General features: G+C 44.1%; 14 protein-coding genes and 1 tRNA gene. 6 read left to right on the forward strand and 9 right to left on the reverse strand.

Annotation, left to right across the window (positions count from 1 at the left end):
- The first annotated feature begins 35 nt into the window (after positions 1–35).
- The 4 genes from QUF19_RS10835 (at position 36) to QUF19_RS10850 (ending at position 4,021) form a co-directional block, all read left to right on the forward strand.
- Positions 36–713, forward strand: a complete 678-nt coding sequence (locus QUF19_RS10835) for a response regulator transcription factor (RefSeq protein ID WP_286293214.1) — start codon at positions 36–38, stop codon at positions 711–713.
- Complete coding sequence (locus QUF19_RS10840; protein ID WP_286293217.1) at positions 710–2,008, forward strand: sensor histidine kinase; 1,299 nt, start codon at positions 710–712, stop codon at positions 2,006–2,008. Before QUF19_RS10835 ends, QUF19_RS10840 begins: the two co-directional genes overlap by 4 nt.
- A 126-nt stretch (positions 2,009–2,134) precedes the next feature.
- Entirely contained in the window at positions 2,135–3,064 is a 930-nt protein-coding gene (locus tag QUF19_RS10845; protein WP_286293219.1) for a 1-aminocyclopropane-1-carboxylate deaminase/D-cysteine desulfhydrase, read from the forward strand.
- A gap of 219 nt (positions 3,065–3,283) precedes the next feature.
- Positions 3,284–4,021, forward strand: coding sequence for a dienelactone hydrolase family protein (locus QUF19_RS10850; protein WP_286293221.1), 738 nt, complete (start codon positions 3,284–3,286; stop codon positions 4,019–4,021).
- 78 nt (positions 4,022–4,099) lie between these two features.
- Here QUF19_RS10850 and QUF19_RS10855 read toward each other — a convergent pair whose 3' ends face one another.
- The 6 genes from QUF19_RS10855 to QUF19_RS10880 form a co-directional block, all read right to left on the reverse strand.
- Positions 4,100–5,353 (reverse strand): D-amino acid dehydrogenase, encoded by a 1,254-nt coding sequence (locus QUF19_RS10855; protein WP_286293223.1) that lies wholly within the window; start codon positions 5,351–5,353, stop codon positions 4,100–4,102.
- Positions 5,354–5,482: 129 nt separating this feature from the next.
- Positions 5,483–6,415: a LysR family transcriptional regulator gene (locus tag QUF19_RS10860; protein ID WP_286293225.1), complete on the reverse strand. Its 933-nt coding sequence runs from the start codon at positions 6,413–6,415 to the stop codon at positions 5,483–5,485.
- Between the two features lie 234 nt (positions 6,416–6,649).
- Positions 6,650–7,435: an HAD family hydrolase gene (locus QUF19_RS10865; protein ID WP_286293227.1), complete on the reverse strand. Its 786-nt coding sequence runs from the start codon at positions 7,433–7,435 to the stop codon at positions 6,650–6,652.
- 35 nt (positions 7,436–7,470) lie between these two features.
- Positions 7,471–8,754: a TRAP transporter large permease gene (locus QUF19_RS10870; RefSeq protein ID WP_286293230.1), complete on the reverse strand. Its 1,284-nt coding sequence runs from the start codon at positions 8,752–8,754 to the stop codon at positions 7,471–7,473.
- Positions 8,755–8,763: 9 nt separating this feature from the next.
- On the reverse strand, positions 8,764–9,228 hold the full coding sequence (locus QUF19_RS10875; RefSeq protein ID WP_102434792.1) for a TRAP transporter small permease: 465 nt from the start codon (positions 9,226–9,228) through the stop codon (positions 8,764–8,766).
- Between the two features lie 108 nt (positions 9,229–9,336).
- Positions 9,337–10,350 carry a C4-dicarboxylate TRAP transporter substrate-binding protein gene (locus QUF19_RS10880; protein ID WP_265973771.1) on the reverse strand — a complete coding sequence of 338 codons (1,014 nt, stop codon included), beginning with the start codon at positions 10,348–10,350 and terminating at the stop codon, positions 9,337–9,339.
- Positions 10,351–10,623: 273 nt separating this feature from the next.
- Here QUF19_RS10880 and QUF19_RS10885 point away from each other — a divergent pair, with 273 nt between their 5' ends.
- Together QUF19_RS10885 and QUF19_RS10890 are read left to right on the forward strand one after the other, a co-directional pair.
- The gene (locus QUF19_RS10885) at positions 10,624–11,328 is read left to right on the forward strand and encodes a glycerophosphodiester phosphodiesterase family protein (RefSeq protein ID WP_286293238.1); all 705 of its coding nucleotides are present in this window, start codon (positions 10,624–10,626) and stop codon (positions 11,326–11,328) included.
- A gap of 9 nt (positions 11,329–11,337) precedes the next feature.
- Positions 11,338–12,093 (forward strand): DeoR/GlpR family DNA-binding transcription regulator, encoded by a 756-nt coding sequence (locus QUF19_RS10890; protein ID WP_286293239.1) that lies wholly within the window; start codon positions 11,338–11,340, stop codon positions 12,091–12,093.
- A gap of 64 nt (positions 12,094–12,157) precedes the next feature.
- Here the strand turns inward: QUF19_RS10890 and gltS are convergent, their stop codons facing one another.
- From gltS to QUF19_RS10905, 3 genes are all read right to left on the reverse strand, one after another.
- Positions 12,158–13,372, reverse strand: a complete 1,215-nt coding sequence (gltS, locus tag QUF19_RS10895) for a sodium/glutamate symporter (RefSeq protein ID WP_286293241.1) — start codon at positions 13,370–13,372, stop codon at positions 12,158–12,160.
- Between the two features lie 254 nt (positions 13,373–13,626).
- A tRNA-Ser gene (locus tag QUF19_RS10900) sits at positions 13,627–13,717 on the reverse strand.
- A 180-nt stretch (positions 13,718–13,897) separates the two neighbouring features.
- Entirely contained in the window at positions 13,898–14,347 is a 450-nt protein-coding gene (locus tag QUF19_RS10905; RefSeq protein WP_017105736.1) for an L-alanine exporter AlaE, read from the reverse strand.
- Positions 14,348–14,472 lie beyond the last annotated feature (125 nt).

Genomic DNA, 14,472 nt, shown 5'->3' on the forward strand with positions numbered 1-14,472 from the left:
ATAATGTTACTGTCTATTTCTGTATGAGAATCAAAATGAAACGAGTTCTATTAGTCGAAGATAACCGTGAAATTGCAGGTGTCTTGTTTGATTATTTTGAGTGTATTGGCATGGAACTCGATTACGCGGACAACGGTGAACTTGGCCTACAACTCGCGTTGGAAAACTCATTTGATATCATCATATTGGATCTGATGTTGCCAAGAATGGACGGCCTCACGGTTTGTAATAAACTGCGAGACCAAGGCAACGCGACACCCATCTTGATGTTGACCGCCTTAGATAGCCGCGAAGATATGCTAAAAGGCTTTGAACATGGTGCCGATGATTACCTCACCAAGCCTTTCGATTTGGATATTCTAGAAGCGAGAATGAACGCGCTGGTTCGTCGTTACCGTGGAAAAGTGGCCTCTTCTAAGCTTCAGTTCGGTGAACTCACCATCGACCAAAAAACCCGTAAAGCTTACCGACAAGATAAGCTTCTTGCGCTAAACCCAACCACTTACACCATACTTGAGATGCTTTGCCAAAACGCACCTGAAGTAGTGACTCGCGAAGATATCTCATACAAGCTCTGGGAAGAAGACGAGCCCAATAACGATGTATTACGCAGTCACATCTATCAATTACGTAATCAACTGGACAAGCCTTTCGACACCCAAATGCTGATTACTGTGCCTAAAGTAGGATTCCGTTTGGAGTCATCGAATTGATCTTAAACGTTCTGACAAGCACTAAAACTCTAACTGGCCGCTTAGCGGTTTTCTTTGGGTTAATGGCCGTGATTGTATCTGCATTCGTCTATGTTGTTTTTGTCGCCGCACTGTACTTGTCAGAAGATCGAGTTGGTGAAAGGCGTATCCTGATCGACCGCAACTATGCGGTTGGCTTATTCCAAGCCGGTGAGAGTGGCGAGTTAAGAATTGATGACCTGACCATTGCCTACAACGATATTTCATTCTTACCTCCCGAATACTTGAAGTACATTGAAGGCAAAGAGAGCTTTGTTGGTGAGGTCGGAGAAGAACCAGACTCACGCATGGTGTATGTCGGTGAGTATTCTGATGAAGGTGAAACCCATCCGATAATCCTGCTTTCCGAGATAGATCGTGTCGAGTTTGATATTTACGAATTAGTGTATGCGACCACCTTTGTACTGACCCTCCTTTCAATTCTGATTTTTAGCTTTGGTGCTCTGCTTTATCGATTATCAAAGCGGTTGATTGAGCCGTTCAATTCCCTGTCTGAACAACTGGAATCCAATAAGCTCAATCTCAACGAAGAGTTTGGTGTGAGTGACGATGCGGCGGTGGAATTTCGCCAACTGACCGATCAACTCAATCAATATCGTCGAGAAATCAATTCCCTACTCAAGCGAGAACAAGCCTTTGCACGCTATTCAAGCCATGAACTGAGAACACCGCTGACTGTTGCTCGCGGAGCGAATAAGCTACTCCTTCGCAGTGAAACAACTGAATTTCAATCTCGCCAGGTTGAGCGTATCGATGACGCCATTGTTCAGATGTCTGAAATGGTCGATGCCCTACTTGGCCTCGTTCGTTATGAAAGAAACAGTGACGATGCACCGCTTCGCTTATTTAGTCAGCAAGAGCTAGAGACAATCGTTTCGAAAAACTCGTTACAAGCAGACGAGAAGGAAGTCGAGATAACCTTACAAGTTCAATCAGAACCCACCATTCAAGCCACCAGCGCGATCATGAACATGCTGGTCGGCAACTTGTTGAGAAATGCGATTGCAGCAACCAATAGTGGCACAGTAACCATCACCCTCTCCCAAGACAATCTTGTGATTGAGGACCAAGGCGAAGGCCTTCAGGAACAATACAATCCAAATGGTCATGGGCTAGGCTTGTTGATTGTCGATGACTTGTGTCAGCGCTTCCATTGGGACTTTGAATTATTCAATCGCAGCTGTGGTGGGTGCACCGCGAAAATCGCCTTTCAAACCGATTTATCCCTGTCCATATCAAAGCAGACAAACTCGTAGTACTAAGCTCAATATCCACCGAAAACTTGATTTAGTTGGTTTACAGCGCTCGCTAGCTACTAGATACTCATTGGTCCTATTTGATTTAAAAATGCTGGCTCTTAGTCAGCATTTTGTCTAAGTGCGATGAAACTAAATAATAGCCCTGTAACTCAACATCAATACAACGACCACACCTTTTTCTTAAAGCGTGACGACCAGCTTCACTCCCACTTTTGCGGCAACAAAGCCCGAAAATTCATGAAGCTGTTGGAAGACGAGCACCCAGAAACCACCACCTTGATCAGCTATGGTTCTGCTCAGGCTAACTCTCTGTTCTCACTCTCTGCACTCGCAAAGATTAAAGGCTGGACGCTAGAGTTTTACGTCGACCACCTTCCTCAATGGCTACAAGAACGGCCTATCGGTAATTACCGTGGTGCGATTGACCTTGGGGCTAAGGTTATTTCAACTAAAGAGATGGGCTCGGAACTTCATCCACAAGAGTATATTGAGCAAGTAAGACAACCAGACTCCCACTGTATTGTTTTGCCAGAAGGCGGCCGCTCTCAGCTTTCTGAGTATGGTGTTAAACAACTGGCGATGGAGATACTGAGTTGGACGCGCTTCGAAAACCAACACGATTTTGTGGTTGCACTGCCCGCTGGTACAGGTAGCACAGCGCTGTATCTTCATAAGCATTTAAAGTTGCACAACATCCCTGTATTAACCTGCGCTTGTGTCGGCGGCGTTGATTACCTAACACAACAATTTAATGAGCTTGGTGAATCCGATCACCCACAGATATTACCGCTCAAAGCTAAGCATCACTTTGGTAAGTTGTATCAGCAGGATTATCAGACTTGGTTGGATTTACAAGAGCAAACCGACATTGAGTTCGATCTGCTTTATGATCCATTGATGTGGCAATGCTTGGAACAGTGGCAAGAAGACAACCCAACCAAAACCATTATCTATATCCATCAAGGTGGCATCTTAGGCAACGAATCGATGTTGCCACGCTATCAGCGTAAATATCCAGATATGTTCAGCAGCACGACCAACGCTTCCTGGTAATTGTTCTTCTTACTTCTAACTCAAGCGATTTAAATTTTCGTGTTCTCAAAACAACGCCAAACAGCCATCACACTTCATAAATGATGGTTGTTTAACGTATTTCACCTTCATTTTCCCTCCCTACTCTTACATTTCAAATTAGAGACGGAAATCTGGCGAGAATCATCGCGTTATCTATACTTTCGATTGGAACGTCACTGTCATCGAAAAGAATAATGCATGCGAATACTCACTACGCTAGGCTTGTTTTCAGTTTTACTGCCCTTCTCTGCAATTTCGGGAGAAAACGTCACTTATCAAGTCGACGGTATGGACTACGAAGGTTATTGGAGTGAAGCCAGTGATCAAGCGCCTTTGGTGTTGTTAGTACATGATTGGGACGGCTTAACCGATTACGAAAAGAAACGTTCTGAGATGCTCAACGAACTGGGTTACAACGTGTTCGCCATCGACCTATTTGGTAAAGGCATTCGCCCGACCGAAGTGAAAGATAAAAAGCAACACACGGGCGAACTCTATAAAGACAGAGAAAAAATGCGCGCGCTACTTAATGCAGGAGCAATGGAAGCCAAACGACTTGGCGGTAACTTAGATAACAACGTGATGATGGGCTATTGTTTTGGCGGCGCTGCTGTTTTAGAAGCCGCGCGTGCGGGCATCCCTTCGAAAGCTTATGTCACTTTCCATGGTGGTTTATCAACACCGAAAGGCCAAGACTACTCTCAGACCAAAGCGCCTGTCGTCGTGTTCCATGGCACAGCAGATTCGATGATTTCAATGCTAGATTTTGGCAACCTCGCCGCTGAACTTGAAACGACCAAGGTTCCACATGAAATGATCACCTACAGTGGCGCTCCACATGCGTTTACCGTGTTTGGCTCCAATAATTACCAAAATGAAGCCGACCAAAAATCCTGGGATCGCTTTACTCATGTGTTAGAAAACACCACCCGATAAGCAGCAACACTCAAACCAAATTAGCCCATGCTTAATGGTAAACATGGGCTAATTCGTACGACCAAGTATTTTGATGAACTACAAGTAGCGTTGAATACTCAAGTCATCGGTTTTGATATCACTAGCCGAACCGCTGACCACACTTGCCAAGATCTTTCCTGAGCCGCACGCCATCGTCCAGCCCAAGGTTCCGTGTCCCGTATTAGTAAACAGATTCTTGATGGGCGTCTTGCCGATAATAGGCGTGCCATCTGGCGTCATTGGTCTTAGTCCTGTCCAATACTCTGCCTTAGAAAAATCCCCTGCTTGTGGGAAAAGATCTTTTATCACCATATCAATCGTGGCTTTACGTTTTTCAGGAATGAGGTAATCAAAACCAGCAAGCTCTGCCGTCCCTGCAATACGAATTCGATCATCGAAACGAGTCATCGCCACCTTATAGGTTTCATCCATTACGGTGGAGGTCGGTGATTTATCAGCATTCACGATAGGCAATGTCAACGAATACCCTTTGACTGGATAGACAGGAATAGACAGGTCGACTTGCTTCAGCAGATCACGAGAATAACTGCCCGAAGCTACCACATAAGCGTCTGCTTTGAATTCACCTTGGGTTGTGGTGATACTCTCAATGGTTTGATTCTGATGATTGAGCTTGACCACTTCAGTATCAAACACGAACCTAACACCGAGCTGTTTGGCTTTTTCAGTCAAGGTTAAACAGAACTGATAACAATCACCGGTTTCATCGTGTGGTAAATACAGGCCACCCACCAGCTTGTCTTTAACGTCAGCTAAACCCGGTTCCACCGACAGACACTGCTCAACACCAAATAACGAGTGCTCGATTCCACTCTCTTTAAGCAGCTTCATGTCCTGCTGAACAGCGCCCAGTTGCTTCTCGCTTCGAAACACTTGCAGCGTCCCTTTCTGCCTGCCCTCATAAGCCAGTTCCTCACTGGTTCTCAGGTGGGTCAGACAATCACGACTGTAATTTGCCACTCTCAGCATACGAGATTTATTCTGTGCGTATTTGGCTTCATTGCAATTGGCGAGCATCTTAGTAGCCCAAGAAACCAATTCAGGGGAAAGTGACGGTTTCACTTTTAATGGCGCATGCTCTTGGGTGAGCCACTTCATCGCTTTTAAAGGGATTCCGGGGGCAGCCCATGGAGAGGAGTAGCCGTAAGAGATTTGGCCAGCATTCGCAAAACTGGTTTCCTTACCACTGCTATCTTGACGATCGATAACCGTCACCGAGTGACCCTCTTTCGCCAAATACCATGCGCTGGTCAACCCAATAACACCACTGCCAATAACGATAACTTCCATTGCATCCGCCTTTTATGTCACGCAACATTCTTGTAACTTTCGGACACTTTATTGGGCGGGCATTGACTTAACAATACAGTTAGCGTTGATAAAAAGTCATCACATCATGATTCAAAGAAATACTTGGGATTACAAAACGATAGCGTGGGCGTCGCTACGTAAAAAAGACGTGTTCTCTATTAAGAAATCAAGGAAGGTTTCAGCCTGAATACTTAGCTCTCTCCCTTTCAAAGATTGCACCTTAACGGTCGCTTTAGATAATACCTCGATTTCCGTTGGCACGACTTCTATTCGGCCTGATTCTATCTCTTCAAGAACCGTCAGCTTAGGCATAAAAGTGACGCCAAGCCCCGCGACGACAAAATTAGTCAGTGCAGTAACCGAGTTGGTTTGTAATTTAGGTTGGAGATTAAAATGCGACATTTGCTCGGCGTGTTTCACTAGTCGTCCCATGCCAGTCGAAGTGTCTATTAAAGCCAGCGACACATCTTTGATTTCTTGCAGCGTCACAGGTGTCGCTTTCATTGTTAGAAAGTGCCCTTTTGGAGCGATAAGTTCTAATGGGTGACTGCGTTCCACATGCGTTCGTAGTTTTGGATGCGGTGCTGCTGCGTAAGTAATGGCAAAATCGATCTGCTGATCTTCAAGCATCTTAACGGCATCAAGAGCACCGGCTATTTCTATCGACAAGTTGATGTCTGGATAACGGGTCATAAAGGTCTGCATCGGCTCAGACACTAGATTAGTGATAAACCCTTCACCTATCGCAATACTGACACTACCACCGGTCAGATTTTTAAGCTTGGTCAATTGAGTTAATACTGCAGCCTCACCTCTTATAATGGTGCGATAGTGATTCAACAACTCGTTTCCCGCTTCCGTTAAATAGGACTGACGGTTATTGCGCTCCCACACCTTCATCTCAACCTGATCTTCAAGTTGGGACAGCATGCGACTCACAGCTGCAGGATCAACATTCAACATCTTCGACGCTTTACGTAACGACCCGTATTTCGATAAAGCATTTAGGTATTCCAGCGCGCGGATATTAAAGTGATGCATTCAACTTCCTTGTGATTCAAATTACACGAATAACAAGCGTCTCATAAATTCGGCATTAACCTATATTCCAATTTGATGAGATAGGGTTTGCGCTCATCAACTTGTGCACCGAGTCACTTCAAGACTATGGTTACTCAGCTATTCAGTATGTTTTGTCTGTTCCAAATAAGACAAAGGCGACAACTTTCGTTATCGCCTTTGTTCTGCTGATTGCTGACTAAATATGAATAACGACTATTTCAACGCCAATAATTTATCTGTGAACTCAGCGAAACCATATCCGCCGGGCTTCTTCATAACAACAACCGGATGATGCGATAACTTCGTCCAATAGTGCTCAATGTTCGCTACACCAACACTGAAAGGTAGGGCTTCAAACATAAACTGATCATTCATAGAATCGCCAACATAACAGGCATGTTGGAGTATCTCTTGATCAGACAACCCTTTCTCTTTCAAGAATGCCGTTGAAGTAGCTCTTTTCGAGTGCTCACCATACCAAGCATTAATGTGAATAGAGCTTGCTGTGGCATGTGCGCCTAACGCGTGAATTTTAGAAACGATTTCTTCAATAATGGCATCGTCGACTCGAGGACGGTTCTGGCCAATATCAATCGCAACCTCACACAAGCGATAAGACTGATCCAACGTTAAAGACAGCTCTGGGTAATCGCTCAAAATAGCTAATACTTGTTCTTTAAGTTGACTCTGATTGGCACTAATTTCTGGCAAAGGGATATCAGAACGCAATGTCAGATAACCATTTTTCTTTTCCATAATAAACGCACCATTCTCACCGAGAACCGCATCCACAGGCCATAGTTGCGCAATATGATCACACCAACCAGCGCAGGCACCCGTTACAGCCACAACCTTTTTTCCCGCATCTCTTAGCGCTTTCAAGGCCACCAATGTTTCTGGTGGCAACTGTCCTTGCCAAGTTAAGGTATCGTCGACATCCGTCAGTACCCAATCAATGCTTTTCCAATTTTGGTCTAAATCATTCGTTACCGAATTCATTTCTACACCCTCAAATATAAACTAACTTATTAGTGTTAAAGTAAATTCGGTAAAAACATCACTAAACTTTCAGAGAAAGTCAGCAACATCAACACCGACAATAAAGCGAGTAGCAAAGGCACTACTTCTTTTACAAAGTCGACCATACGAACCTTCAAGATGGAACATACAGTAAACATCATCGAACCGAACGGTGGCGTCACACCACCAATCATAATATTGACGATTACGATAATGCCGAAGTGAACTGGGTTAACGCCTAGGTTAAGCACAGCAGGCAGCAGTAATGGCGTGAGTATGATCATCGCGGCCCCGCCTTCGATGAACATACCGACCACTAACAGCAAGACGTTAATCAACAACAGCAAGACTAACTTGTTGTCGGTAAGCTCGATCAAAGCAGACGCAACATTGTGTGGGATCTGCTCAAGCGTCATGTAGTAACCGAAGACCATCGCTCCGATAATAATAAACATCACACTACTCGTACCTTGCACCGTTTCGCGCATGATAAGCGGGATATGTCGTAAGCCGAGCTGACGATAAACAAAAACCCCAATAATCGCGCAAAGCAATACGGCAATAGCACCCGCTTCGGTAGGCGTAAACAGACCAAAACGCATACCCAAAATAATGCCAAAGGGAATCAGCAAAGCGGGAATCGCTTTTAGAAAGTAATGAAAACGCTCTTTGGCAGACGCAGGCTCAGAACGAGAAGGCTTGTAACGACGCTTGCGAGCGATGAAAGCAATAGTCACCATCAGCGACAACGCCATCAAAAATGCAGGTACATAGCCAGCAATAAACATCTGATGAACGGAGACATTCGCTAGCAGGGCAAAGATGATTAAGTTAATACCCGGAGGAATAACTGGGCTGATACTTGATGATGCCGCTGTTACAGCCGCCGTGAATGGCAGATCATAGCCACGCTTGGTCATTTCAGGTGCAAGAATCTTCGATTGCATTGCAGCATCCGCATTCGCAGAGCCTGAAATACCGCCCATTAACGTACTCAGCGCCACATTAACCTGCGCCAGGCCACCCGTTTTATGACCAATCATTGAGTCTGCAAACGCCAACAAGCTTTTACTGATCCCCGCATAATTCATCACCGAACCAACCATGATAAAAAAGGGAATAGCCAACAATGGAAATGACTCTGTTGAGCTAATAAAGCGCTGCATTACCAAGCTGACGGGAATCGAGTCATTAATAAAGAGAAAATACACCATTGCCGATGCGATCAATGAAAACGCAATGGGTATATTCAATAGAAACAGAACAAAAAGAATAAGGATTGGAAGATAGCTTTCCATTAATCGTACCTACTTAAAAGAGCGCTTTAAAGAAGCGATATCGCTGACGATGAATCGAACCGTATGGATTGCCATCAATGAAAAACAAAGTAACAGCACACCATTGATAGCAAAATATGACATGCCCATCACTGGCGTTACCTTGTTGGATAACATCAGGTATTGATAACTCAGAACAGCCATCAAGATGTTCAGAGCCAGTAGGAAGAAGGAAACACATAACCTAAATGGGATTTTTGCTTTTTCTGGCAGCATGGCGACCACCACATCAACACCCATGTGTAGTTTGTGTTTATAGCAAGAACTAATGCCTAAATAGACAGCCCATATGAAGCAAATAACCGAGAGTTCTTCGCTCCAAGGGACAACAAATCCAAACCCATAACGCAAAACAACGTTAATAATGACCACTAAAACGGTAATCGAAATAGCAATAGAGGCGAGGATTTCTTCAATATTTTTCAATAAAAACAAAAGACTTCTCCAATGAAATACCCAACATCACGTCGGTTACTTCAGGAATAAAACGACCTGAAGGAAATCAGGCCGTCTTCATTAACGAATTAATCTACATTCGCAGAATTACTGTGCAGCTCGAATCGTTTCCAACTCTTTCATGATCGTTGCGTGTATACCTTCACTCCATGTTGGGAATTGGTTGTACACGTCAGCTGTCAACTCATTGAACTCATCCGAGTTAACTTCATTAAACGTAACGCCTAGCTCTTCAAGTTTCTGCGTGTATTCAACATCAAGCTTAACCAGCTCTGCAGTGTTAGATTCTGCGCCCGCTTCTAGCTCTTCATTGATGATTTGCTGTTGCTCCGGCGTAAACTTGTCCCAAAGAGTCGGTGAAATGTAGATACCAACCGTGCCTAGGAAGTGTTTAGTCAAAGACATATTCTTCGCTACTTCATAGATTTTGGTTGAGTACATCGTCAAAATCGAACCTTCAAGGCCGTCAACAACACCTTGTTGAACACCTGCGTAGGTTTCTGGGAATGGCAGAGAAGCTGGAGCCGCGCCCATTGCTGAAAGCGTGCTGATAAACAACTGACTTTGTGGAACACGAATACGCATCCCTTTCATGTCTTCAGAGTTCACTATTTCTTTATTAGTGATCATGTGACGGAACCCAAACATGTAGTCTGCATTCAGTACTTTAATGCCTTTCTCTTCAGCTTTAGCCTTCAAGCCCGCGACAAATTCTGTATCCATCATCGCTAAATATTCATCATACGTGTTGTACAACATTGGGCCGGCCAGTGCAGCGAAGTCTGGTACGTAATCGCCCAGGTAGGTTAAATCCTCAACGGCAATCCAGTTCGCGCCGTTAACGACTTGCTCCAAGTTGTCTTTATAAACCGGTAATTGACCACCAGGAAAAACTTTTATATTTACCGAACCTTCGGTTCTTTCGCGTATTTTATCGGTCGCTTTAATGAGTTCTTGGGTTAACAGCTCGTTTTGAGTGAACACAAGGCTCATGTTGATATTAATCGGCTCGTCTTTAGCGTCCGTTCCGGCCTTGTCAGCTTCACCACAACCAACAAGTAACGTTGCCGCCATAATTACTGTACCTAATAGCTTTTTCATTTTTTAATCACCTTATCGTGGCTATCTTTTCTAAATATAGAGGGTGTTATTAAGTTTTCGTAGAGTATGTAAGTGAATTATTACATTCATATGAACATTTATCTTAGCCACTTGAACACATTGAGGATAAGGTCTCACTATTGTATAAACTATAACCGACTTCTTTTAACCAGTTCTCAGTTAAAATGGGTTGATATAGCCTATCGATAATAAATCTGTAATAAAATAAAGCTAATGTCCCCTAAATTTTCAAATGAACATCGAGAATACATTATGATTACAGGCCACCGCGGTGCCGCTTCTTTAGCACCAGAAAATACGTTAGTCAGTATTGAAAAAGCAGCGAAAGCTGGCGCTAAATGGGTTGAAATTGATACCCAGTTAAGCGCTGATGGCACCCCAATGGTTTTTCATGATAAAACGGTAAATCGTTGCACTAACGGAACGGGCAATATCGCAGACCTAGATTTATCCGCACTCAAGGCGTTAGATGCTGGCAGTTGGTTTGGTAGCGAGTTCGCGGGAACAACGATCCCGACGTTGAGTGAAGCGCTCGACAAGTGCCTAGAGCTCGATGTGACCTTGAACCTTGAGATCAAGATTTACGATGATAAGGTTATCCAACCTTTAGTTGAGAAAGTTGCTGCGCTGATTGAACAAAAACAGTTCCCTATTGAAAAGCTACTTATCTCAAGCTTCAAAAAAGAGGCACTAAGCCTTTGCCAACAGATGATACCAGAAGTTAAAAGAGGCTTTATCTGCGAGGGTTGGAATGATTTCAGCCTAGAGTCACTTAAATCACTCGACCTTTACAGCATTCATATTGACCACCGAATTCTTGACGAGAAAACGGCGAAAGCGATCAAAGCTTCTGGCGCAGTTCTTAAAATATGGACACTGAACGATCCTCAATTGGCGGCTAAATATTTCAACCTTGGTGTCGATAACATCATCACCGACGTACCAAACCAATTTTAGTGAGCTTCTATGGAACTGAACCATCGTCAGAAAGAAATACTCGCAACGCTTAAGGCTAACCAAGACATACAGATCGACCACTTAGCCGAGTTATTTTCTGTCACCACTCAAACCATTCGTCGTGACGTAAACCACTTGTGTGAACAAGGCCTTGCGCGAAGAGTACACGGAGGCGTGAGCTTACCCACTACGCTCACTAATACTAGCTACCGATTCCGTGCTGGCGTTGAGTCTGAAACAAAAGACAGTATTGCCATGGCCGTTGCAGACGCAATTCCTGAAGGTTCAACGGTAATGATGGGCATTGGCACAACTGTCACTCGTATCGCGCAGTACTTATTGGCGAAGCCAGCATTACGAGTGATCACCAATAACCTGCAAGTCGCTCGAATCCTCGAAGCAAACGAGCAGATTGAAGTGTACTTAGCGGGCGGTTTATTTCGAAGAGAACATCAAGACATGGTGGGAAGTAGCGTAGTCCACTTCTTTTCCGATTTTGAAGCCGACATTGGTATTTGTGGTTGTGGCTCAGTAACAGACAGCCATTTCGCCATGGAACATGAGCAGGTTGAAGCCGACCTATCCAAATCTATTATCCAAAACAGCCGTGAAAGTTGGCTTGTTGCAGATGCCAGTAAATGGGGACGCTTTGCTGCTCTAAAAGTGGCATCGCTGGAGCAGTTTGATCGTATATACACCAATAACAGTCAGCTGCCTTCGGAACTCAATGTAAACTTAGTGGAAGATAACGAAGCCAATGCTTAAACACAACAAAGCCTAGCATCACCGCTAGGCTTTGAAATCTACGTATAGGAAATAGCCGACAAGGTTACATCCCAACAAAAAAGCTAATCACCAGTGCGTTAATCAAATCGACAAAGAAGCCACACACCAATGGCACCACAATGAATGCTTGTGGGCTTGCGCCATAACGATGCGTCACGGCGGTCATGTTAACTATCGCTGTGGCAGTCGAACCCAAAGTGATACCCCCGAAACCTGAACATATCACTACCGAGTCGTAGTTTCTTCCCATCAAATAGTAAACGACAAAGATGGTAAACAGCAGCGAAAGCAAAATCTGGATACTCATTACAACGGAAATATAACCAAACAGCCCGTCAAGATCCCAGATGCGTAACCCCATCAATGCCATCGTTAAGAACATACCCAAACAGATGTCAGAGATCATCGCTAAGCCTTTGCGGCCTTGAGCTATTTTCTCTTGCGTGCGGCGCTTCTTAAACAGTGCTCGACCAATATTTCCGATCAAGATACCGGCGATTAAACAGCTTACGAATAACGGAAGTTTTAAGCCCATCGAATCAATAACTTCACTCAGGCTGTAACCAAGCATCAGAGTGAGGTTTAAAATCAGCCATGCCCACAACACGCCGTAATGACTCAATTCAGTGCGTGTTTCGCTTTCTTGGTACGCACCAACCGTCACATCTTCTTCATTAGACGGGCTGATCTTGTGTTTATTAAGTAGGTAGTTTGCAATTGGACCACCAATCACACATGCCGCAATTAAGCCAACCGTGTTTGACGCCACACCGAGCTCTAGCGCGTTCGAAATGCCAAATTCTTCCACGAACATTGGTGCCCACGCTAATGTGGTACCTACACCGCCGATTAAGCTCACAGAGCCCGACAACAAGCCCGCTTTAGGGTCCATTCCAAAGCTCGAAGCTACCGCCATCCCGGCCACGTTTTGTAACACGATAAAGACAGCAGCAAGAAACAACAGAATGAACAGCGGTCGCCCACCCTTGATCAGCGTTTTAATATCCGCTTGGAGTCCGATGCCAGCAAAAAAATAGAGAAGCAAAAAATCTCTGACATCTAGGCTAAAGGTGATTTGGATTTCAAACAGATAATAAAGCGCTGCTACGGTTGCAGCACAAACGAAGCCGCCAATAACCGGCTCTGGCAGTGAGTACTTCCTTAATACTTCAGATCGCTCGATCAGACCTTTACCGATAAACAGTAAAGAGATCGCGATAGTAAAGGAGAGCATTGGAGAAACGAGGGTTTCTGTCATGGGGTAATAGATTCCTAGTGGTAAGGTTATTCATAATGTTGCTTACCCTTAATCATCAAGATCCAGACCAAAAAATCAAGCGTTTATCGGTGACAAAAACAGCTAATATGGATCAATTTGAGTCAGTATAAATAGAGGAAATGACTATCAAGAAATGATTTAAGAAACTCATACTCGGGATGTATGTGGATGACGTGAAATATAGGGGCTCTAAAACGAGAAAACCCCAGCATTTCTGCTAGGGTTTTGAATAGTGGTGGAAGGATGGGGATTTGAACCCCAGATACGCTATAAACGTATACTCGCTTTCCAGGCGAGCGCCTTAAGCCACTCAGCCATCCTTCCACAAATTGTGTGTTGAGCTTGTCACTCAACGAGGCGCTACTTTATTGATTCTGCTTGCTTTGGTCAAGGGGCATTCTCAAAAAAAGTGCCTTTTTCGGCTTGTTCGATTACAAATTAACTCATTAGATCAAAAACAAACCAACTTTCATTCTATTGTTGTACTTACGCTTGTTGCTTTTCTTAAGCTTGTTGATAGTAGCCCGGAACTCTAAACCATTTACGGCACATATCTAAGAAATAACCGTACAACACGCCCATACCACATGAGATCACAGCGTTACTGGTTACAGCGGTAACGATCTGGTCGCTTGAAGCACCAACCGCCAATAAAATACCGGCATACACAGGCGACTGGAACAACACGTAAGCTAAAAGGTCAGATATATTCTTCATCAACGAACTTTGTGAAAGCTTTGCACCATTACGCAAGAACCAATCACGAAAAACACCATAAGGCCAAGCGATAGCAATGTTTACTGGAATAGATAACGTTCGAGAAGCAAGAGATTGCTCAAACGTCATACCTGAAATAAACACTTCTACGATCATGCCAGAGATAAAACAGAAAACTACCATAGCAAATGTATCCGCCGCTGCGTTACGAATACAAAATGGACCACGAGACTTCATTGATGCTAAACCTAAAATATATCACTGCCTATTGAGTGAATTAGTAACATATAAACAAGGTGTATTTACACCCTACCAGATAATGTCGCTATTAAATCATAATATTAGCAGTCATACATTCCAAA

The sequence above is a fragment of the Vibrio sp. FE10 genome (assembly GCF_030297155.1).
In the GTDB taxonomy this organism is placed as follows: domain Bacteria; phylum Pseudomonadota; class Gammaproteobacteria; order Enterobacterales; family Vibrionaceae; genus Vibrio; species Vibrio apostichopi.